Annotated in this window: 17 protein-coding genes, 1 tRNA gene and 3 pseudogenes; 11 read left to right on the top strand and 10 right to left on the bottom strand. The window is 40.4% G+C overall.

The window, feature by feature from the left end; genetic code table 11:
- Nucleotides 1-2: 2 nt before the first annotated feature.
- The 7 genes and pseudogenes from EAL49_RS03105 (at nucleotide 3) to EAL49_RS03075 (ending at nucleotide 7806) form a co-directional block, all read left to right on the top strand.
- Nucleotides 3-2423 (top strand): annotated as a pseudogene (locus tag EAL49_RS03105) (hypothetical protein).
- Nucleotides 2420-2981, top strand: a pseudogene (locus EAL49_RS03100) (hypothetical protein). Before EAL49_RS03105 ends, EAL49_RS03100 begins: the two co-directional pseudogenes overlap by 4 nt.
- A 24-nt stretch (nucleotides 2982-3005) precedes the next feature.
- Nucleotides 3006-3259 (top strand): annotated as a pseudogene (locus EAL49_RS03095) (type VII secretion protein).
- A gap of 9 nt (nucleotides 3260-3268) precedes the next feature.
- Complete coding sequence (locus tag EAL49_RS03090; RefSeq protein WP_120828871.1) at nucleotides 3269-4633, top strand: HNH endonuclease; 1365 nt, start codon at nucleotides 3269-3271, stop codon at nucleotides 4631-4633.
- Nucleotides 4603-5028, top strand: a complete 426-nt coding sequence (locus EAL49_RS03085) for an SMI1/KNR4 family protein (protein WP_120828869.1) — start codon at nucleotides 4603-4605, stop codon at nucleotides 5026-5028. The genes EAL49_RS03090 and EAL49_RS03085 overlap by 31 nt, the downstream gene beginning before the upstream one ends.
- A 1-nt stretch (nucleotide 5029) precedes the next feature.
- Nucleotides 5030-5374 (top strand): hypothetical protein, encoded by a 345-nt coding sequence (locus tag EAL49_RS03080; protein ID WP_120828867.1) that lies wholly within the window; start codon nucleotides 5030-5032, stop codon nucleotides 5372-5374.
- 2 nt (nucleotides 5375-5376) lie between these two features.
- Nucleotides 5377-7806 carry an FtsK/SpoIIIE domain-containing protein gene (locus EAL49_RS03075; RefSeq protein ID WP_120828865.1) on the top strand — a complete coding sequence of 810 codons (2430 nt, stop codon included), beginning with the start codon at nucleotides 5377-5379 and terminating at the stop codon, nucleotides 7804-7806.
- A gap of 200 nt (nucleotides 7807-8006) precedes the next feature.
- Here EAL49_RS03075 and EAL49_RS03070 read toward each other — a convergent pair whose 3' ends face one another.
- The 10 genes from EAL49_RS03070 to glmM form a co-directional block, all read right to left on the bottom strand.
- On the bottom strand, nucleotides 8007-8792 hold the full coding sequence (locus EAL49_RS03070; RefSeq protein WP_120828863.1) for an urease accessory protein UreD: 786 nt from the start codon (nucleotides 8790-8792) through the stop codon (nucleotides 8007-8009).
- Entirely contained in the window at nucleotides 8792-9391 is a 600-nt protein-coding gene (gene ureG / locus EAL49_RS03065) for an urease accessory protein UreG (protein ID WP_000238761.1), read from the bottom strand. The genes EAL49_RS03070 and ureG overlap by 1 nt, the downstream gene beginning before the upstream one ends.
- A 28-nt stretch (nucleotides 9392-9419) precedes the next feature.
- Nucleotides 9420-10184, bottom strand: a complete 765-nt coding sequence (locus tag EAL49_RS03060; RefSeq protein ID WP_120828861.1) for an urease accessory protein UreF — start codon at nucleotides 10182-10184, stop codon at nucleotides 9420-9422.
- 11 nt (nucleotides 10185-10195) lie between these two features.
- Nucleotides 10196-10708, bottom strand: a complete 513-nt coding sequence (gene ureE / locus EAL49_RS03055; protein WP_000583041.1) for an urease accessory protein UreE — start codon at nucleotides 10706-10708, stop codon at nucleotides 10196-10198.
- Nucleotide 10709: 1 nt separating this feature from the next.
- Nucleotides 10710-11297: an acid-activated urea channel protein UreI gene (gene ureI / locus EAL49_RS03050; RefSeq protein WP_000901267.1), complete on the bottom strand. Its 588-nt coding sequence runs from the start codon at nucleotides 11295-11297 to the stop codon at nucleotides 10710-10712.
- Nucleotides 11298-11488: 191 nt separating this feature from the next.
- The gene (ureB, locus tag EAL49_RS03045) at nucleotides 11489-13198 is read right to left on the bottom strand and encodes an urease subunit beta (RefSeq protein ID WP_000724295.1); all 1710 of its coding nucleotides are present in this window, start codon (nucleotides 13196-13198) and stop codon (nucleotides 11489-11491) included.
- Between the two features lie 3 nt (nucleotides 13199-13201).
- Entirely contained in the window at nucleotides 13202-13918 is a 717-nt protein-coding gene (ureA, locus tag EAL49_RS03040) for an urease subunit alpha (RefSeq protein WP_000779222.1), read from the bottom strand.
- A gap of 248 nt (nucleotides 13919-14166) precedes the next feature.
- Nucleotides 14167-14242, bottom strand: a tRNA-Val gene (locus EAL49_RS03035).
- A 20-nt stretch (nucleotides 14243-14262) separates the two neighbouring features.
- Complete coding sequence (lspA, locus tag EAL49_RS03030) at nucleotides 14263-14736, bottom strand: signal peptidase II (RefSeq protein ID WP_120828859.1); 474 nt, start codon at nucleotides 14734-14736, stop codon at nucleotides 14263-14265.
- On the bottom strand, nucleotides 14730-16067 hold the full coding sequence (gene glmM, locus EAL49_RS03025; RefSeq protein ID WP_120828857.1) for a phosphoglucosamine mutase: 1338 nt from the start codon (nucleotides 16065-16067) through the stop codon (nucleotides 14730-14732). The genes lspA and glmM overlap by 7 nt, the downstream gene beginning before the upstream one ends.
- Before the next feature lie 89 nt (nucleotides 16068-16156).
- Here glmM and rpsT point away from each other — a divergent pair, with 89 nt between their 5' ends.
- The 4 genes from rpsT (at nucleotide 16157) to EAL49_RS03000 (ending at nucleotide 19704) form a co-directional block, all read left to right on the top strand.
- A complete protein-coding gene (gene rpsT, locus EAL49_RS03020; RefSeq protein WP_001273627.1) occupies nucleotides 16157-16426 on the top strand; it encodes a 30S ribosomal protein S20 in 270 nt (89 codons plus the stop codon).
- Nucleotides 16427-16550: 124 nt separating this feature from the next.
- Nucleotides 16551-17609 carry a peptide chain release factor 1 gene (gene prfA / locus EAL49_RS03015; protein WP_120828855.1) on the top strand — a complete coding sequence of 353 codons (1059 nt, stop codon included), beginning with the start codon at nucleotides 16551-16553 and terminating at the stop codon, nucleotides 17607-17609.
- A 399-nt stretch (nucleotides 17610-18008) separates the two neighbouring features.
- Nucleotides 18009-18266, top strand: coding sequence for a hypothetical protein (locus EAL49_RS03005; protein WP_033764644.1), 258 nt, complete (start codon nucleotides 18009-18011; stop codon nucleotides 18264-18266).
- A 10-nt stretch (nucleotides 18267-18276) separates the two neighbouring features.
- Nucleotides 18277-19704 (top strand): outer membrane protein, encoded by a 1428-nt coding sequence (locus tag EAL49_RS03000; RefSeq protein WP_120828851.1) that lies wholly within the window; start codon nucleotides 18277-18279, stop codon nucleotides 19702-19704.
- Nucleotides 19705-19768 lie beyond the last annotated feature (64 nt).

Below are 19768 nucleotides of genomic sequence, written 5' to 3'. Positions count from 1 at the left end.
TCATGGTAAACCCCTTACAAAGTTTAAGACTACCTCTTGGCCACCCCTTAGTAGAGAAGCTGTGCGAGTTGTCTTTAAACAATAAAGCCGCATTCAATGAAAAAAGTAAAGTCAATTTCAAAGAAGAAGTGTCAAAAGAAGATCGAACTAAGTTTGAAAAAGCGCTGTGGGTGCTTCATGCGATCGTCAATAATGAGACTTCTTTAAGGTATCTTTCTGATGAAAATCAAAAATTCATAGAGGGTTTAGCGCAAGCTGAAAAGATCACTAATGAGAAAATAGAAAAAACCTTAGAGATCGTTTCTTATAGCGATGTGGATGTGGATTTTGAAAAATTTAAAGAATTGATGCTCAATGTGGATAGTGTAGCGATAGGCCTTAAGAGCTATAGCCAAAGCCAATTGCTTGATTTAAACGGAGGGCATTGGGATTTAGAGGTGCCTAGTGCGCCTAAAGAAAGCGTAACCTTTAGGTTTGATAATTTAGACAGCAACAACAAAGAAATGAACTTCTATGCGCGCTCAAGTTTGAAGGATTTAAACAAGGGCGTTGTCGCTATTGACTTTGGGGCTAAAAGCACGACCGCAAGCTATATGGATAAGAACGGAGATTACCGCTTGCTCTCTATTGGCGGGCTAGTAGATGACGCAAGCCCAACCAAGTTTGAAAACCCTACGATTGTGGAGTTTAGATATAAATAAAACTTTCGTAACGCTTACGATGCACTAGATCACCGCCCTTTCACAGAAAAGAACGATATAGAAGTGGCGCATATCGCACAAAGGGAAGCTATAGGCGTTAAAGGGAATGATTTGTATCGGTTTTTTTCTCAATTGAAGCAATGGGCTGGAGCGGATGAAAAACAGAATTTTAGGGATTGTGAAAAGGATTTTTCTTTAGAAAGCTTCACTAATTGCACGGATTTTAACCCCATAGAAATCTACGCTTACTGCATTGGCCGCTGCATCAACAACATGGAAAATGGCGTGTTTTTGAAATACTTTTTATCCTACCCCATCAAGTATGAAGAGCATCAGGCTGAAAAAATCAGAGAGAGTTTTGAAAGAGGCTTGAAAAAATCCTTACCCAGGCATGTTTTTGGCGATGAAAAAACGGCTAAAATGTTCAAAGTGGAATTGAGAGCGAGCGAGCCTTGTGCGTATGCCATTAGCGCTTTAAAAAGCTACGGGTTTTTTAAATCAGACAAGTTAGACAAGCCGGTTTATTACGGGGTGTTTGATTTTGGGGGCGGGACGACGGATTTTGACTTTGGCAAATGGGAAAAAAGCGCTAGCCCTAAATTCCTTTACAAAATGACGCATTTTAGCAGCGGAGGGGATAAATATTTAGGCGGTGAAAATTTATTGGAATTGTTGGCTTTTGAAGCGTATGGCCAAAATTTTCAAACGCTGAAAGAAAAAGATATTGTCATCGCTAAGCCCAACTATGACGGAATCGATGAACAACGCTTTGGATCTTTTATGCAAAAATCCAGAGAAGCGTGCTTGAATTTGCAAACAATTGCTTCTAAATTGCGCCCTTTTTTAGAAAATTTAGACGCTAATATTGTAGAAGCGATAGAAGAAAATGAAAACTTTGAGATAGAGGGTTTTAAAAAGGATTTTAAAACCATGCTGTTGGATAGGAATGGGGTAGAAACAGAATGCGATCTTAAAGTTGATTGCAAAGAGTTTTTAAATCTCTTAAAAGACAAGATCAATGAAGGCGTTGCCAACTTCTTTGCCGGATTTTCTAAAGTGATGGCTGAAAACATTGATGATGAGTGTCGGGCGTTTCACATTTTCTTAGGCGGGAATGCGAGCCGTTCAGTGTTAGTCAAACAAGCGTTTGAAAACGCCAAAGAAAAGCAGCTCAAAGATTACCAGCAAAAGACTTCTAAAGATGATTTCACATTCATCATTTACGAGTCGCTAGGCACAGAAAAATCAGACAAACAGATTTTAGAGCTTACAGGAGAAGATGTTTCTAACACGCCCGCTTATTTGAAGCCCACTTGCAAAACCGGGGTGGCTTTCGGGCTTTTAGAAAGCAGGGACAAGGCTAAAGGGATTGAAAGGCCCTCTATAGATTCCAATCCTGTGTTCAAATACGATTTAGGCATTGAGATAGAAGGGAAATTCCACGCTAAAATCCATAGGGATTCTTTAAAGCCTAATGAATACCAGATTTTCCAAACTAAAGAGGAATGGGGAGGCTTTGATGAGCTAGAGATACGCTATAGCGATAAACCTCTCGCCAACACCAACACTTTGGACATTAAAGATACGCAAATGATTTCCATAGCGCTAGAAGAGGTTGAAGAAGTGGATGTGAAGGTGTGTTGCGTGGATTCCCAAAGCATTAAAGTGGGGCTGTTTAAAGACGACCAATTGATCTATGAAAGCGAGGCAGAAAAATTATGATGACTAAGAACGCTTACGCGTTTGTCGTGATTGAAAAAAGTATTATGGTGTTTAAATGCGCCAAAGACAAGAGACTAATCCCTATCACTGAAGGCTTTGTGCCTTTAGAAGAGGGTTTTTCGAGAAGTTTTAAAGAGCGTTGCAACATGGATTTTTTAGAAAATTTAGATCTTTTGTTTTTGTATGACTACCAGTTTTCAAGCGAAGTTTTTTTCCTTGTGTAAGGAGTTGAAAAATTCCATTTGGGACAGAAAGCTTGTGGTGGAACTGGTGGAGGCTTTGGAGGGTTTTAAGGGCTTGAATTTGTCTCTTAAAATAGAAGACAGGCATTCTAATAGCTTGGGTAATGGCGTTCAAAAATTGCTCACCAACGCTGATTTGGGGAGCAACCACAAAGCAATCGTGATAGAGAGCATGAAAACATACCACCAAAGCCAGCAAGAAAAATACAAAAGAGAAAGAGGCCAAGCAAAAGAAGTGCAAGCAGAGACACCCCCTAGCTATGGGGGTGGGAGCATTAGAATCAGCGGCGATAAAAAGCCTGATTCCAATGAATAGAATTTTTAAAAGAAAGGACAACCGATGAGCAGAGTGCAAATGGATACCGAAGAGGTCAGGGAATTTGTAGGGCATTTAGAACGCTTTAAAGAGTTACTGAATGATGAAGTGAATGGCTTGAGCGGTCATTTCCATAACTTGGATTCATGGCAAGACGCTACAAATTTAGCGAGGTGTTAGACAACTTGAGAAGCACTTTCAACGAGTTTGATGGAGCCGTGCAAGAGCAAATCGCATGGCTTAAAGAGAGGATTAGGGTTTTAGAAGAATATTATTAAGGATAATTTATGGCTGAATGGAAAACGGACACAGAAGAAGTCAAAAAGGTTGTTGAAAAATGCAGGGATTTTAAAAAAACCCTGCAAGAAAAAAGGTGTCTTGGTTTTATCAAAGACCTTGATAGTTACGTGCTAAAAATCATAGTAGAGCGCAGAAAAATTGAAATGCAATTGGAAAAAGCCATAGAAGAATTAAAAGCAGCCAAAAAGGAGCGAAAGGGCTTTTGGGGATTTCTTGGGGAGCTTGGGAGAGATTTTGGTAATGCGGTAGGGTCGGTTATCCCTCCTGTTAAATTATGCGCTGAACTTTGTGAAAAGGGCTTAAACCTTATGGAAGACAATATAGAAAAATGGGAACACAATGTAAGGTTATTAGAACGAATGCTTGAAATCTACTCCACTCAAGCCAAAGCGAGCGTGGATCTTGTGAATCAAGCTTGGGAGAGCGTTAAAAAGAGGTTGCATTTTTATACCGATAAGCACCAGGAATTTATCAGGCGTTTGAAACAAGCGAGCGATGCGATAGATAACGAATACAACTTTCCAACCCCAGGCGTTTTAATGGAATACGATTTTGAACGGCCTACTTTCTCTTATAACCCTAAAAAAAGCGTTTTTGATGAGCACTTGAAAGATTTGAGGGAAGATTTTAGCTTTTCTTTATACGCTGATTTGAAAAACAGATTTAACGCTTCTTCTAAATCAGATCGCACTAAAGCGTCTAAAGAGCATGGATTGGATTTGATGAGCGGCACGCATTCTTTTGATGAGAGCTTGACTCTAGCCAAAAAGCATTGCGTTAAAAACATTAAGGAAGCTTTAGAAGGTTTTACAGAAAAAATCAAAGAAGCCCCTAACGATTCAAACGCTATCAATGAAGCTTTTGATAATTTAGAAACAGAGTTAGAGCGCACTACAGAAAATTTGAGCCAAAAAATAGCGCCCATCTTAGAGCAGTATGAAAACTATAAGCACCAAGCGTTGGGTTATGGCGAGTTTTTAGAAAAAGAAAAAGAGGGCTTTATGGTAGATGAGCAAAACCCCTATCCGGAAGAAGTCAGCTTTAATGAGTGGCGTTTGGCGGAGTTTGATAGCGTTTTTAGCGCCATTGTGCCTTTAGAAGATTTAAATAAAACCGCATGCGCTCATCATGCCCTAAAGGCTTTACAAGCCGCGCTTAAAGACAACGATTTGGGCTTTGATGCGACAGATTTGGAACAGATCGCAAAAGGATTCATCCCTAGGGGCTATTTATGGCATTTTGACGCGAATGTTTTAGGGAACTTGGCGTTGGTGAGAGAAGAGTTATTATTAGGCGTGAAACACACGAAAGGATACTTACTATGGAAACAATTCCTGCAAACTCAGAACTGAATTGGGAATTTGTAGATCCACTCAATGACAATGCGTTGAACGGGTTAGAAGAGCGATTAAAAATAGGCTTGAGCGATGCGTTTAAGGACTTTATCAAACGATCAAACTATGGCTTTAGCCAATGGCGTTCTTTTGTGGTGGGCAATAAGTCTTACACATTCAAACATGTTTTGAATTTCAATTTAGAGGGCAAGGGCTTATTGATTGATTTTATGCAGAGCTTGAAAGAATGGTTAGAGCCTGAAGAAATCATCTTCGCTAATGACGGGTATGGGGGGTATTATCTTTTGAATACGACTACTGAGGTGGTGCTGTTTTTAGACACTGATGATAGCTCAAAACATGCGTTGTTGCACCTTAAAATGTTTTTGAAAAAACTGGAATCAAGGGGTTAAAATGTTTTCTCATGAAGTTTATTTGGAGGGTTGCACCCTTGAATTAAGAAAGATTTGCGATGATTTTGAAAAAAATGCCATGCAAGATGATTTAGGGCAGAAACTTAAAAGTGAGGCGCTAGAGGAGATGCTAAAAATCGCGCATGACTTAGAAAATTTAGAGCAAGACACTCAATACCAAAGAAGAAAAATCAACGAACAAATTGAAGAAGTCAAGTCTTTGGAGAGGCGAATTGATATGAATTTCCATTCACCAAGCGAGATCGATAGGCTTATGCGTGAAGCCAAAGAGCATGAAAGAGAAGCTAAGAGGCGCTATGATGAATACTTGAAATCTAAGGATTAAAGATGATTGATGCGGGTAATTTATTAAAAGAACTGGACGACGCCTTAGATAAGGTTGTTGCTAAAAAAGAGCCAGAGAGTTTTCTCAAGCCGTCCACTTTAAAAATAGAGGAGTATCAAAAGAGTATCAGGCAAATTCAAGCGCAATTCACAGACGCGCCGCAATTCAATGAAGAGGGCGCTTACCCACAATTTTTGAGCTGTGGTTTGTTGCATGTTAGGGGCAAAAATGGCACTAACATGGAATTTTTATTGCCTAAAGTTTATCCTTTCCCCCCTAAAAGCTTGTATATAGAGCATGAAAAAGACGGGCAGTTTTTAAGAGAAATGCTCATGCGCTTACTCTCCAGCGCGCCTTTAGTGCAATTAGAGGTGATCTTGGTTGATGCGTTGAGTTTGGGGGGCATTTTCAATCTGGCCAGAAGGCTTTTAAATAAAGACAATGACTTTATTTACCAGAAAAGGATTTTGACCGAAAGCAAGGAAATAGAAGAAGCCCTAAAGCATTTGTATGAATATTTAAAGGTTAATTTGCAAGAAAAATTGGCCGGCTTTAGAGATTTTGCACATTATAATGAAAACGCCACAGACCCCTTGCCTTTAAAAGCGCTTTTTTTAAGCGGGGTAGATGCTTTAAGTCAAAACGCGCTTTATTATCTGGAAAAAATCATGCGTTTTGGCTCTAAAAATGGGGTTTTGAGCTTTGTCAATTTGGAGAGCGAAAAAAACAATCAATCCGCAGAAGACTTGAAAAAACATGCGGAGTTTTTTAAAGATACGACAAGTTTTGAACGCTTAAAATATCTTAGCGTAGAAGTGATCAACGATCAAGGTATTAAATCCCAACACATGAAAGACTTCGCTGATAAAATCAAAGCGTATTACAAGCAAAAAAAAGAAGTTAAAAGGGAATTGAAAGAATTACAAAAAGACGAAAAATTTTGGACTGAAAGCTCTCAGTATGAAGTGAGCGTGCCGGTGGGGTGGGATATTAACCATAAGGAAGTGTGTTTTAAAATCGGTAACGAACAAAACCACACGCTCATTTGCGACCACAGCGGGAGCGGGAAATCCAATTTCTTGCATGTGTTGATCCAAAATTTGGCTTTCTACTACGCGCCCGATGAAGTCCAACTCTTTTTGTTAGACTATAAAGAGGGGGTGGAATTTAACGCATACACAGATCCGATTTTAGAACATGCGAGATTGGTGAGCGTGGCGAGTTCGGTGGGTTTTGGTGTTAGTTTTTTAAGCTGGCTTTGCGATGAAATAAAAAAAAGATCCGAGCTGTTCAAGCAGTTTAAGGTGAAAGATTTAAGCGATTATCGAAAGCATGAAAAAATGCCCAGATTGATTGTAGTGATTGATGAATTTCAGGTGCTTTTTAGCGATAACTCCACTAAAGGGAAAGAGAGCGTGGAACGATCTTTAAACACTCTGCTTAAAAAGGGCCGTAGCTATGGGGTGCATTTAATTTTAGCCACTCAAACCATGCACGGCACTGACATCAATAGAAGCATTATGGCTCAAATTGCTAACCGTATCGCTTTGCCTATGGATGCAGACGACAGCGCTAAAATTTTGGACGATGATGTAGCTTGTGAGCTTGTCAGGCCAGAAGGCATTTTCAACAACAACGGAGGGCATCAAAAATACAACACCAAGATGAGTATCCCTAAAGCCCCTGATGACTTCACAGCGTTTATCAAAAAAATCCATGAAGAATTTAACCAAAGAAATCTCGTGCCCATAGATCGTAAAATCTATAATGGCGAGACACCTTTAAAAATGCCCAACACCCTTAAGGCTAATGAAATGCGTTTGCATCTGGGCAAAAAAGTGGATTATGAGCAAAAGGACTTGATAGTGGAGTTTGAAAGTAACGAATCGCATTTGTTGGTGGTGAGCCAAGATTTAAACGCTCGCATCGCTTTAATCAAACTCTTGTTCCAAAACATTAAGAGCACGAACAAAGAATTGGTTTTTTGCAATAAAGAAAAACGCTTGATAAGGTTTTTTGATGTGCAAAAAGAATACGGCATCACGCCTGTAGAAAATATTTTAAGCGTTTTAGACACTGCTATGAATCCTAATAGCGCGCTGATGGTAGACAATCTCAACGAAGCGAAAGAATTGCACGACAAAGTAGGGGTGGAAAAGTTAAAATCGTTTTTAGAAAAAGCCACCGACAACGAGCAGTATTGCGTCATTTTTGCGCATGACTATAGGCAAATTAAAAATAATTACCATCTTGACAAGTTAAAAGATTTGTTAAACAACCACTTCAAGCAATGCCTGGCCTTTAAATGCAATGGGGAAAACTTAAACGCTCTCAAAAGCAATTTATCTTCACCAAGCAATTTCAACGCACTATTTGTAGAGCTTTCTAAAGACAGCCACACTGAGTTTAGGCCCTTCAGCTTACAAGATTAAAAAAAGGGGGTTAAAAAAAGATAGTTAAAAAAAGAGAGTTAAAAAAAGAGAGTTAAAAAAAGAGAGTTAAAAAAAGAGAGTTAAAAAAAGAGAGTTAAAAAAAGGGGGGGGGGTTAAAAAGACTAAAGGGATTTAAACCACTCAAGCAGAAATCCCAATCGCTTTAGCGGTTGGGTGCTTCACTCTTTTTGAAGCGCTTTTTAAATTTTTTGCGTGACTAAACGAGCGATTTTTTCTCTTAAAGCCAGTAAGGGTTCTGAGCCTTTCGCTAAAGCCTTTAGGCATAGATGAGAACTAGCAATCTCGCTCACGGCTCCATCCACCCCTTTGCTCTCTTCAATCAATCCTCGTGCACCAGACAGCTCTATGGGGCAATTGACAAGCACCAAATTCAAATAATGCGTATAGCCATCAAACATGCACATGTTATTCATGTCGGTGGTTTTGGGATCTAAAATCGTATTATCATAATAGATGGGTTTCTCATCTTGTAAAATAGAGATTTTGGTGTGTAAGCGGTTGAATTTAAACAACTCGTTGCGCGCCACTCGCCCGGCGACAATGATTTCACTATAAAGCAATTGAGAGCCAGAGCGTAAAGAAATCGTAGTATTGCCCTTAAAATGCGCGTTTTCAAAGGGGATTAACGGGAAAGGCGCGAAGTCTAAAAAAGCGTTTTCCCCCACAACAATGCGCATGTCTCTGCTGGCAAACCCGTCTTCAGTGTTATGGATTTTTTCAAAGGATTGCGAAGTGATCCTTAGCTTGCAATTTTGACCGATGTTCAATTGCATGTCTTGTGCATCGCCTTTCATTAAGCCAGGGCTTACCGCTAAAAGCATGATTTCAGCTAAATCGTCTTTAGGGTAAAAAGGTGCCATAAGCTTAAAGGGGGGCGTGAAAAAATTGTCTTCAATCACGCACCGCCCGTCAGCCCCTATTTTGGTTTTTAGCCTAAGCTTGGATTCTTGAGCGTAAGTGTTCATCAATCTTCCAATAAAGCGTTGTGCTTAATCCAAGCGATCACATCATCTAGGCCTTCTTTAGCGCGGATATTCGTAAAAATAAAGGGCTTTTCGCCACGCATTTTTTTAGAATCCCTTTCCATGACTTTCAAGTCCGCTCCCACATAGGGGGCTAAATCAATCTTATTGATGACAAGCAAGTCTGAGCGCGTGATTCCTGGGCCGCCTTTCCTAGGGATTTTATCGCCCTCAGCCACATCAATCACAAAAATCGTAAAATCCGCTAGCTCTGGGTTGAAAGTCGCTGAAAGGTTGTCGCCTCCGCTTTCAATCAAAAGCAGCTCCAAATTAGGGAAACGGCCATGCATTTCTTCTACCGCTTCTAAATTCATAGAAGCGTCTTCTCTAATGGCGGTGTGAGGACAGCCTCCTGTTTCTACGCCAATGATCCTCTCTCGTGGCATCACCGAATTTTTACACATAAACTCTGCGTCTTCTTTAGTGTAAATATCATTAGTGATAACCGCCATGTCGTAATCCTTTGACATGTGGCGCGTTAAAGCTTCAATCAAGGCGGTTTTACCGCTTCCTACAGGACCACAAACTCCAATTTTTACCATAAAATTCCTTTCAATTTGAGATTAAAATTCAAGACATATAAAGGCGCGAGTATAAACTCTCATGCTGCATCGCCTTAATGTCGTTTTGAACGCTTGCTGCGCACAGGTGGCTTTCGTCTAGTTCTAGGGTTTTTTCTATGAGCTGGTTAAAAGGGTTTTGCAAGCTCAATAAGATTTTTTGCCCATCGTTTTGGGACAAAGGGACGCTTTTAACGCAGTTGATCACCATGTTAGAAGTTTGCGCATAAAGATAATGCCTTAAAGCCTTTTTCAATTCAATATTCAAACTCGCCGCAAAAACGCCATAGCTAGTGGCATGGGTGGGATCTTTGGTTTGTTGAGCGTAAGCGTTAAAAAATGCACCCATGTCTAATTCGTTCATGGCTTGTAAGGTTTTAATGAAACGATTGCCTAGCTTTTGATTGGCTAATCGTAATTCCATAGGGCTTGTGGATAGCATAATAACTTCTTCAACCCCTAAGATTTTTTTTAAATCCTGTTGGAGGGCGCTTTCATAGGTGAGTTTCAAGCTCAGCATTTCCGTGTAAAGGAACTGGCTAGAGAGATTGGCTTTTAAATACTCTAAAGCGCTTTCTTTATTGCTAACCTTTTTTTGCTGGATGTAAGTTTCTAGCCCAAAAGAATGCGTGTAAGATCCAATAGGGAACACCGCATCATTGACTTGTAAGATCAGAAATTCATTATCCACATGAGCATTGTTGTCTGTCTTTGGAGTTTTTGGGGGCATAGCCACGCTTTTTTCAGTGCTTTTCACGCTCTTTCCTTTATCCATTTGTTATTTTTCTATTTCATGACCACTTTAAAATCGCTCGCCAGTGAGACCTTAAAATTAGGCTCACTATGGGGCATGCTCACGGTTAAGCGTTCTTTGGAATCCAGTTTTGAACTTAAAACACGATTTTGAACCCCTAGCTTTTCTAGTAACGCTAGTGTGGGCTTTTCAAATGGTGTTTTAAATTCAAATTGAGACTCGCCATAGTATAAAGCTGCATGGCGGTTTCCTATTTCATAGCATATTTTCGCTACTTCTGCCACGCTCTTAGCTTGGATGTGAATGACTTCAGAATCCAAGATATTAACGGCGATAATTTCCTTCTCTTCTTTAAATAAAATATCCCCTTGAGAGAGACCCAACTTGGGAGCGTCTTTAAGGCGTATGGCTATGTCTTTGCCTTGCCTGGTTTTAAAACGAGCGATTTTTTTCCTCGTTTCAAACCATTCCAAATCCACATAATCCACGCTGAAATCCAAGGGGTTTAAATCCCTTAGATTGCCTATTAAACGCTCTATGATCATCTCACACCCAATGTTGGATAAAGAGTAACCAAGCAGGGATCCAAGCGGTTAAAATACCCTCAATGATAGCAAGCCATGGAGTGAATTTCCCTAAAGGGATTTTCAAGATGTTTTCAATGAAAGCGGTAAGCCACAAAACACCCCAAGCCAACCAAATGATCGCCCACCAATCGCCTTCAGTGATGCCTAACACTTTGTGGTCATCAAGCATATCGCTATAGTGGGATAAAATCGCAGCAGGAACAGTGTTGATCGCTACGAATAAGCTATACCAAGAGTAGGGCCTCCAATCCAAACCAAAAGTGTGGTTGATGGCCGCATACAAGTAGGTAAAACCAAACAATAACCCAGTCGCTGGCCCATAGAAACTAGTCAAATGGTGCGATACTTGAGCAATATCTTCGGCACCTTCTACAGGGGCTGTAGGGTGGAGAGCGGAATAAGTGATGACCACCACATTACAAACAATGGAAAGTCCGCCCACAAAAAAGTTCATCACCGCAGTGCTTTTAGGATCGACTTTGGTTAATCCGCAAATCCCATTGCTGATTAAAACAATCCCAACATATAACAATACAAGTCCTAGCATTGCCTTTTCCTTCCAAACAAAAATTTTTACAACAAACGCACCTTACGAATAACTTTTGTTGCTTGAGCTAATCATAAAGAAAAATAGTAAATTGATCAAAAATAAAAACAAAAAAAAGCCCCCAATCCTTTGATAATCAAAAAATTAGGGAGCTACAAACTAAGATTGAGGGAGAAACACTCCCAAAAATCCTAGAAAATGCTAAAGAGTTGCGCTAAGCTCACTTTATTAGCCGGTTTAGAAGTTACTTCTTTGCCATCCACGAACACATGGTAAGTTTCAGGATTGACTTCAATGTGAGCGGTAGTGTCGTTGAATTGCATATCTTTTTTAGTGATATTTCTGCAATTTTTAACCGGTAATACTTGTCTTTCAAGCCCTAACTCTTCTTTAATGCCTTTGTCATAAGCCGCTTGAGACACAAAAGTGATGTTTGCATCGTATTTAGCTTTACCATGGTGAGCGAACATTTCTCTGTAATAAACCGGTTGTGGGGTAGGGATAGAAGCGTTCGCATCGCCCATTTGGCTTAACGCGATGAATCCGCCTTTAATGATCATGTTGGGTTTCACGCCAAAGAATGCTGGACTCCACAATACCAAGTCAGCCACTTTGCCCACTTCTACAGAACCCACATACTCGCTAATCCCATGAGCGATCGCTGGGTTAATGGTGTATTTAGACAAGTAGCGTTTGATCCTGAAGTTGTCGTTATCGCCTTTTTCTTCTTTCAAGCGGCCAAATTCTTTTTTGTTTTTGTCAGCTGTTTGCCAAGTTCTAGTGATAACTTCACCCACACGGCCCATCGCTTGAGAGTCAGAACTGGTGATTGAGAAAATCCCCATGTCATGCAAAGTGTCTTCAGCCGCAATGGTTTGAGGGCGGATCCTTGAATCAGCGAACTGGACATCTTCTTTAATGCTTTTATCCAAGTGGTGGCACACCATAAGCATGTCCATGTGTTCGGCTTCTGTATTCACAGTGAAAGGGATAGTGGGGTTAGTGGAAGCGGGCAGAATGTTGTGTTCACCGGCCACTTTAATAATATCAGGAGCGTGTCCGCCGCCAGCGCCTTCAGTGTGGAAAGTGTGCATAGTGCGTCCGGCAATGGCTGCCATAGTGTCTTCTACACAACCAGCTTCATTCAAAGTGTCTGTGTGGATAGCGACTTGCACATCGTATTTGTCCGCAACATCTAACGCATGATTGATTGCAGAAGGAGTTGTTCCCCAGTCTTCGTGGATTTTAAAGCCAATCGCACCGGCTTCAATCTGATCGGCTAAGCTCGCATCGTTAGAAGCGTTACCTTTAGCCAAGAAACCTAAGTTCATAGAATATTCTTCAGCCGCTCTGAGCATCCATTTTAAGTTTCTTCTGCCTGGAGTGATAGTGGTTGCGTTAGTGCCATCAGCAGGACCGGTTCCGCCACCAATCATGGTTGTTACACCGCTTGCAAAAGCTGTAGGGATTTGTTGGGGTGAAATGAAGTGGATGTGTGTGTCAATCCCACCAGCCGTTACGATCAAACCTTCACCGGCTAAGGCTTCAGTAGCAGGACCCACGCTAAGATTGTTTTTAACACCATCTTGCATGTCCTTGTTACCGCCTTTACCAATGCCTGCGATTTTGCCGTCTTTAATACCAATATCCGCTTTATAAATACCAGTGTAATCCACGATCAAAGCGTTAGTGATGATTAAGTCTAGTTCTTCTTTGCTGGGGTTGTTAGATTGGCTCATGCCTTCTCTTAGGGTTTTACCGCCACCGAATTTAAGCTCTTCGCCATAAATGGTGTAGTCATGTTCCACTTCAGCGATCAAATCTGTATCGCCCAATCTCACTTTATCGCCTGTAGTAGGGCCATACATAGAAACATATTCTTTTCTGCTAATCTTTTTCATTTCTTACTCCTTAATTGTTTTTACATAGTGGTCATCGCTTTTAGCGCCATGAAAACCACGCTCTTTAGCTCTGTGTAAAGCAATTTTTTTGCTTTCGTTGTCTGCTTGCCTATCAACCAATGCGTTAAATCCAAAGATTCTTCTGTTACCGCCGATGTCAATCAATTCTACGGATTTTTCTTCGCCAGGCTCAAACCTTACCGCTGTCCCGCTCGCAATGTCTAAGCGTTTACCGAAAGTTTTTTCTCTGTCAAAGTCTAAGCATCTGTTCACTTCAAAGAAATGGAAGTGTGAGCCGATTTGAACTGGTCTGTCGCCAACATTTTTAACTTTCACGCTAACGGCTTTTTTGCCTTCGTTGATAGTGATGTCTTCATTTTTTAAGAACAACTCACCAGGAACTAATTTGCCATTGGCCTCAATAGGGGTATGCACGGTTACGAGTTTAGTCCCATCAGGAAACATCGCTTCAATACCCACTTCATGGATCATGCTTGCCACGCCATCCATCACATCATCCGGTTTTAAAAGAGTGCGCCCTTCTTGCATCAATTCAGCCGCAGTCTTTTTACCAGCTCTCGCTTCTTCCATAATATGGGCACTAATCAAAGCTACTGCTTCTACATAGTTAAGCTTAATGCCTTTTTCTTTGCGTTTTTTAGCCAATTCTCCAGCATAGTGGAGCATCAACTTGTCTAACTCTTTTGGGGTGAGTTTCATCTCATTCTCCTATTCTTAAAGTGTTTTTCCTTGAAGACATAACGAAATCAAGGTTGGATGTAATTGTAGCAATGTTTTGATTTACTAAGATTAACAGAAGCGTTCATTAACTAATTATTATTTAAAATGAATTAGTGTTATATTTTTGAAGCGCTATAAAAGCGTTATTAGAAGTGCGTTTAATGCCCTTTAGAATTGATAAAGATCAAAAACTCGCAAAAAAATGAGAATTAAAATTGGAGTGATAATGGTGGCCACGACTGGACTTGAACCAGCGGCCACTACCATGTCAAGGTAGTGCTCTACCAACTGAGCTACGCGACCTTTTATTTTAAAGAGAGTGATTATGCCTTAATTTTGTTTTGTTTTTGCTTAAAAAAGAATTGTCTTAACAATAAAACGCCCACACCCACATCTATCATGACATCAGCGAAATTAAAAATGGCAAAATCAAAGCCATAATGGTAATACACATAATCCACCACGCCCCCATGCACAAACCGGTCTAAAACATTAGAAACCCCAGAGCCAAACACCATGCCAAACTCTATCGCATGGCTTTTAAAAAGCTCCTTTTGGCGCATTAAAAAGATAAAAAGCCCTAAAATCAAAAGGATTTGCAAGTATTTCAAACCCCCCTCTAAAAAACTGAGCAAGGAAAACGCCACGCCTTTATTGAACACTAAAACAATATCTACCACCAAACTTTCATAGCGAAACCCCTCTAAAATAGCGTATTTAATCGCTTGATCCACGCCAAAAATAAGGAAAAAAACCCCTATAAAAACCAACAGGCTTTTTTTAGTGGTTTTTAGCACAAATGCCCTTCAAAAAACTCTTTTAATTCTTGCATTTTGGATTCTAGAAGTTTTTCATCTTTAGCTTCTAAAAGGATTCGTAATTTGTTTTCAGTGCCGCTATAACGGATCAAATGGCGGATTTCTAGCTTGTCTAACTCTTTTAAAAGAGCGCTATAACCTTTCAGGCTTTCTAAAGGAGGCTTTTTTTGGACATTCAAATTCGCTAGGCTTTGGGGGTATAATTCAAAGGGGTTTAACGCAACAGAGCTTACCTGCTTGCTTTCTAACACTAACGCGCTCACTTGCAAAGCGCACACCAAACCATCGCCTGTTTTAGCGTAATCGCTAAAAATGATATGCCCGCTTTGCTCGCCTCCAAAATTGGCTTTGTTCAATTGCATGCATTCGCTCACAAACTTATCCCCAATCGCGCAATGCTTCAATTCTAAATCTTGGGATTTTAAGTATTCTTTAAGGGCTAAATTGCTCATGTTTGTAGCGACAATTGCTTGAGAAGAAAGGGCGTTTTTAGATTTTTGATAAACCCCTAACACCCCTAAAAGCTTGTCTCCATGCACGATATTCCCTAAATTATCCACCACCACCAGCCTATCCGCATCGCCATCAAAAGCAAAGCCCAGATCCGCGCGGTATTTTTTCACTTCCTGGCTCAATTGGTTAGGGTGTAAAGCCCCGCATTGCTCATTAATATTACACCCATTAGGCTCATCATTGATCACTAACACATCAGCCCCAAGCTCGCTAAAAACGACCGGAGCCACCTTATAAGCCGCACCATTAGCGGTATCTAGCACGATCCTTAAACTCTGTAAATTCAAATGTTTGGGGAAAGAGTGTTTTAAATGCACGATATAACGCCCTATGACATCATCTATCCTTTTAGCGCTACCGATGCTCTCGCCCACTTTATAACTGGAATGCAGTAATCTTTCATCATGAAAGATTTCTTCAATCGCTCTTTCTTCTTCTTCTTTAAGCTTATAACCATAAGAATTGAAAAACTTAATGCCATTGTCTTCAAAAGGGTTGTGGCTCGCGCTTATCATAATGCCCGCATCACAGCGCATGTCTTCGGTTAAAAACGCAATCGCAGGGGTAGGCATAGGCCCTATTTGAATCACATTATAGCCTATGGAAGTGAGAGCGCTCACTAAAGCGTTTTCTACCATATAGCCGCTTTTTCTGGTGTCTTTACCAATTAGAATTTTATTCGTTTGAGAATGTTTTTTAAAATACAACCCGGCAGCAATGCCTAAACGCATCACAAACATGGGGGTGAGTTTCACCCCTGCTTTACCCCTCACGCCATCAGTCCCAAAAATTTTCATCGTTATAAAATACCTTTTAAACTATTTTTAATCAATTTTTAGATAGAATTATGCCAAATTTTACATTACAAAGGGATTAAAACAAGGCTATGGCAAATCATAAGTCCGCAGAAAAGCGAATCAGACAGACCATTAAAAGAACCGAACGCAACAGGTTCTATAAAACTAAAGTTAAAAATATCATTAAAGCCGTGCGTGAAGCGGTCGCCATCAATGATGTAGCAAAAGCTCAAGAGCGTTTGAAAATCGCTAATAAAGAGTTGCATAAATTTGTCAGCAAGGGTATTTTAAAGAAAAACACCGCTTCTAGGAAAGTTTCAAGGCTTAACGCTTCAGTGAAAAAAATCGCTCTCGCTTAGTTTTAGGGGCGGTTTAACTTCTTTAGCTCATGATGAAATTTATTATTGAGCTTCTTTTTAAGTTTTAGCGTTTTTTAAATTGTTGCGTCTTTTTTTAATTTATTTAATTTATAGGTAATCTCGCATGTCTATTTTAGCCGAAAAGCTTTCTTCCATTCTCAAACGATACGACGAACTCACAGCCTTACTCTCTAGCGCTGAAGTCATTAATGATATTAAAAAACTCACCGAATTGAGCAAAGAGCAAAGCTCTATTGAAGAAATCTCTATAGCGAGCAAAGAGTATTTGAGCGTTTTAGAGGATATCAAAGAAAATAAAGAGCTTTTAGAAGACAAGGAATTGAGCGAACTGGCTAAAGAAGAGTTAAAAATTTTAGAAATCCAAAAAAGCGATCTAGAAACTGCCATTAAGCAACTCCTTATCCCCAAAGATCCTAATGATGATAAAAACATCTATTTAGAGTTAAGGGCCGGCACAGGGGGCGATGAAGCGGGCATTTTTGTAGGGGATTTGTTTAAAGCGTATTGCCGTTATGCGGATTTGAAAAAATGGAAAGTAGAGATAGTGAGTTCTAGCGAAAACAGCGTAGGGGGCTATAAAGAAATCATCGCTTTGATTAAGGGTAAGGGCGTGTATTCAAGGCTCAAATTTGAAGCAGGCACGCATCGAGTCCAAAGAGTCCCCGAGACAGAATCTCAAGGGCGCATCCACACTTCCGCTATCACAGTAGCGATCATGCCTGAAGTGGATGATGTGGAAGTTTCTATCAACCCTAGCGATCTAAAGATTGAAGTGTTTCGCGCTGGCGGGCATGGGGGGCAATGCGTCAATACTACAGACTCTGCGGTGCGCATCACGCACCTCCCCACCAATATCAGCGTGAGCATGCAAGATGAAAAATCCCAGCATAAAAACAAGGATAAAGCCCTAAAAATCCTAAAAGCACGCCTTTATGAAAAACAAATTGAAGAGCAGCAACTCGCTAACGCCAAAGACCGAAAGGAGCAAGTGGGTAGTGGGGACAGGAGTGAAAGGATCCGCACTTATAATTACCCGCAAAACCGCTTGAGCGAACATAGAATCAATTTAACTCTGTATAGTTTAGAAGAAATCATGCTTTCAGGGAATTTAGATGAAGTGATTAACCCCTTAATCGCTCATGCTCAAAGCCAGTTTGAATAAGATTTTCACCATCAAACGATACGACAAAAGCGATAAAACAGCGTTTTTTAAGATAGCCACCCACTACTACCAAAAACCCTAACATGCTCTAAATTTTCGCCCCACACAAAAACAGCGTAAAAGCTTCCATAAAATCTAGTTATAAATATAATAAATTATTTATATATATAAATGCACTTTTAAAAAATAAAACGATTTATTTAACACATTATTAACAAAAAATTCACTTTTTTGTGATATAACTCCAAAGCTCAATATTTGTAAGAGCGGATTGTATTCTGTAGAAGCGAATGTATGAGGACAACTCTCAAATTTTGGTAATCCCCTATATTTTTGCGCCATAGCATGAATGCAATAAAAAAAGAAATCCTTAGGATTTCTCACATTAAGGAGTTTTAAATGAAAAAAGTTTTTTTAGGTATGGCATTAGCCTTTAGTGTGTCTATGGCAGAAAAAAGCGGCGCGTTTTTAGGAGGGGGGTTTCAATATTCTAATTTAGAAAACCAAAACACCACCCGCACCCCAGGCGCTAACAATAACACCCCAATAGACACTTCAATGTTTGGCAGCAATCAAGTAGCTCCAGCCCAAGAAACGCAAAGCGCTTCTAAACCGGACACTAAAGTCAATCCAAGCGCAAGCTGGATGAAAAAATAAGAAAGAAGTTATGAAAAAGTCATTCAAAAAATTAGACTTTGTCTCTTTGGCGGCTAGTGGCGTGCTTTTAGGGAGCATGAACGCTACCGATTTAGAAATCTACGCAGCATTGCAAAAACCATCGCATGTTTTTGGTAATTATGCTGAAAAGGATAAGGAAGATAGTAAATCAACAAGCGATTCACCAACGCAACAACAAGCCCAAACTCAAGCCCAAAACACCGCTTCAAGCGGCACACCAACCCCATCAACCCCACCAACTAAAAAAGAGGAACCAAGCGGTAGCGGTGGCGACAAACACACCGCTTCAAGTGGCACACCAAGTCCAAGCGGTAGCGGTGTGGCAAGCCAGCTGGTTAAAGACACCACTACGGTTAATAATCTTAAGAGCGTGAGCGTGAGTGGCATGAACACCACTTTAAGTGGGGTAGAAACCATGTCTCAACAGAGCGCAACGATTGGCAACCTTTTGAATAGTAGCACCGATTTAAGCAGTGTGATTCCCAACGCTCAAGGCTTAAGCAGTGCGTTTAGCGCATTAGAAAGCGCTCAAAACACTTTAAAAGGCTATTTAAATTCTTCTAGTGCGACGATCGGGCAATTGACAAACGGCTCTAATGCGGTTGTGGGCGCGTTAGATAAAGCTATCAATCAAGTGGATATGGCTTTGGCCGATCTTGTTGCGGCTGATACGCAAAAAACGCAAACCGTTGTGCTTGCAGCTGCTAGTGATAGCACAACGACAACGACAGATGCCATCAATTTCTTAAACGCGCTAAAAAGCAATTTAACGGCTCAAAAAGACGCTTTCATGAATGTGCATAAAAACATTCAAACCGCTGTCGCTCAAGCCCAAGCAACCTACACGCCAAGCGTGATCAACACCAATAATTACGGGCAAATGTATGGGGTAGATGCGATGGCAGGGTATAAGTGGTTCTTTGGCAAAACCAAACGCTTTGGCTTTAGATCTTATGGATATTACAGCTATAACCATGCGAATTTAAGCTTTGTGGGGAGCCAGCTTGGAATCATGGAGGGCGCGTCTCAAGTGAATAACTTCACTTATGGCGTGGGCTTTGATGCGCTCTATAACTTCTATGAAAGTAAAGAGGGCTATAACACAGCAGGGTTGTTTTTAGGCTTTGGGTTAGGAGGGGATTCGTTTATCGTCCAAGGAGAGAGCTACTTGAAATCTCAAATGCGAATTTGCAACAACACCGCCGGCTGTTCAGCGAGCATGAACACGAGCTATTTCCAAATGCCTGTTGAATTTGGTTTTAGGAGCAATTTCTCTAAACACAGCGGGATTGAAGTGGGCCTTAAATTGCCTTTATTTACCAACCAGTTCTATAAGGAAAGGGGCGTAGATGGATCAGTAGATGTGTTCTATAAAAGGAACTTCTCTATCTATTTCAACTACATGATCAACTTCTAAGCCTTTCTCTTCTTTATCAATAGAGGATTTTCTCTCTGTTGGTTTCTTTTTTCTTTTTTTGCGG

This window comes from Helicobacter pylori, assembly GCF_003637665.1.
GTDB lineage: Bacteria > Campylobacterota > Campylobacteria > Campylobacterales > Helicobacteraceae > Helicobacter > Helicobacter pylori_CK.
The sequence above is the reverse complement of the archived record's forward strand: the minus strand, read 5'-3'. Positions and strand labels throughout refer to the sequence as shown.

Bases quoted from the DNA above. Each gene is read 5' to 3' on its own strand.
- EAL49_RS03090 (WP_120828871.1), top strand. From the start codon at position 3,269: ATGGCTGAATGGAAAACGGACACAGAAGAAGTCAAAAAGGTTGTTGAA.
- EAL49_RS03085 (WP_120828869.1), top strand. From the start codon at position 4,603: ATGGAAACAATTCCTGCAAACTCAGAACTGAATTGGGAATTTGTAGAT.
- EAL49_RS03080 (WP_120828867.1), top strand. From the start codon at position 5,030: ATGTTTTCTCATGAAGTTTATTTGGAGGGTTGCACCCTTGAATTAAGA.
- EAL49_RS03075 (WP_120828865.1), top strand. From the start codon at position 5,377: ATGATTGATGCGGGTAATTTATTAAAAGAACTGGACGACGCCTTAGAT.
- EAL49_RS03070 (WP_120828863.1), bottom strand. From the start codon at position 8,792: ATGAACACTTACGCTCAAGAATCCAAGCTTAGGCTAAAAACCAAAATA.
- ureG (WP_000238761.1), bottom strand. From the start codon at position 9,391: ATGGTAAAAATTGGAGTTTGTGGTCCTGTAGGAAGCGGTAAAACCGCC.
- EAL49_RS03060 (WP_120828861.1), bottom strand. From the start codon at position 10,184: ATGGATAAAGGAAAGAGCGTGAAAAGCACTGAAAAAAGCGTGGCTATG.
- ureE (WP_000583041.1), bottom strand. From the start codon at position 10,708: ATGATCATAGAGCGTTTAATAGGCAATCTAAGGGATTTAAACCCCTTG.
- ureI (WP_000901267.1), bottom strand. From the start codon at position 11,297: ATGCTAGGACTTGTATTGTTATATGTTGGGATTGTTTTAATCAGCAAT.
- ureB (WP_000724295.1), bottom strand. From the start codon at position 13,198: ATGAAAAAGATTAGCAGAAAAGAATATGTTTCTATGTATGGCCCTACT.
- ureA (WP_000779222.1), bottom strand. From the start codon at position 13,918: ATGAAACTCACCCCAAAAGAGTTAGACAAGTTGATGCTCCACTATGCT.
- glmM (WP_120828857.1), bottom strand. From the start codon at position 16,067: ATGAAAATTTTTGGGACTGATGGCGTGAGGGGTAAAGCAGGGGTGAAA.
- rpsT (WP_001273627.1), top strand. From the start codon at position 16,157: ATGGCAAATCATAAGTCCGCAGAAAAGCGAATCAGACAGACCATTAAA.
- prfA (WP_120828855.1), top strand. From the start codon at position 16,551: ATGTCTATTTTAGCCGAAAAGCTTTCTTCCATTCTCAAACGATACGAC.
- EAL49_RS03005 (WP_033764644.1), top strand. From the start codon at position 18,009: ATGAAAAAAGTTTTTTTAGGTATGGCATTAGCCTTTAGTGTGTCTATG.
- EAL49_RS03000 (WP_120828851.1), top strand. From the start codon at position 18,277: ATGAAAAAGTCATTCAAAAAATTAGACTTTGTCTCTTTGGCGGCTAGT.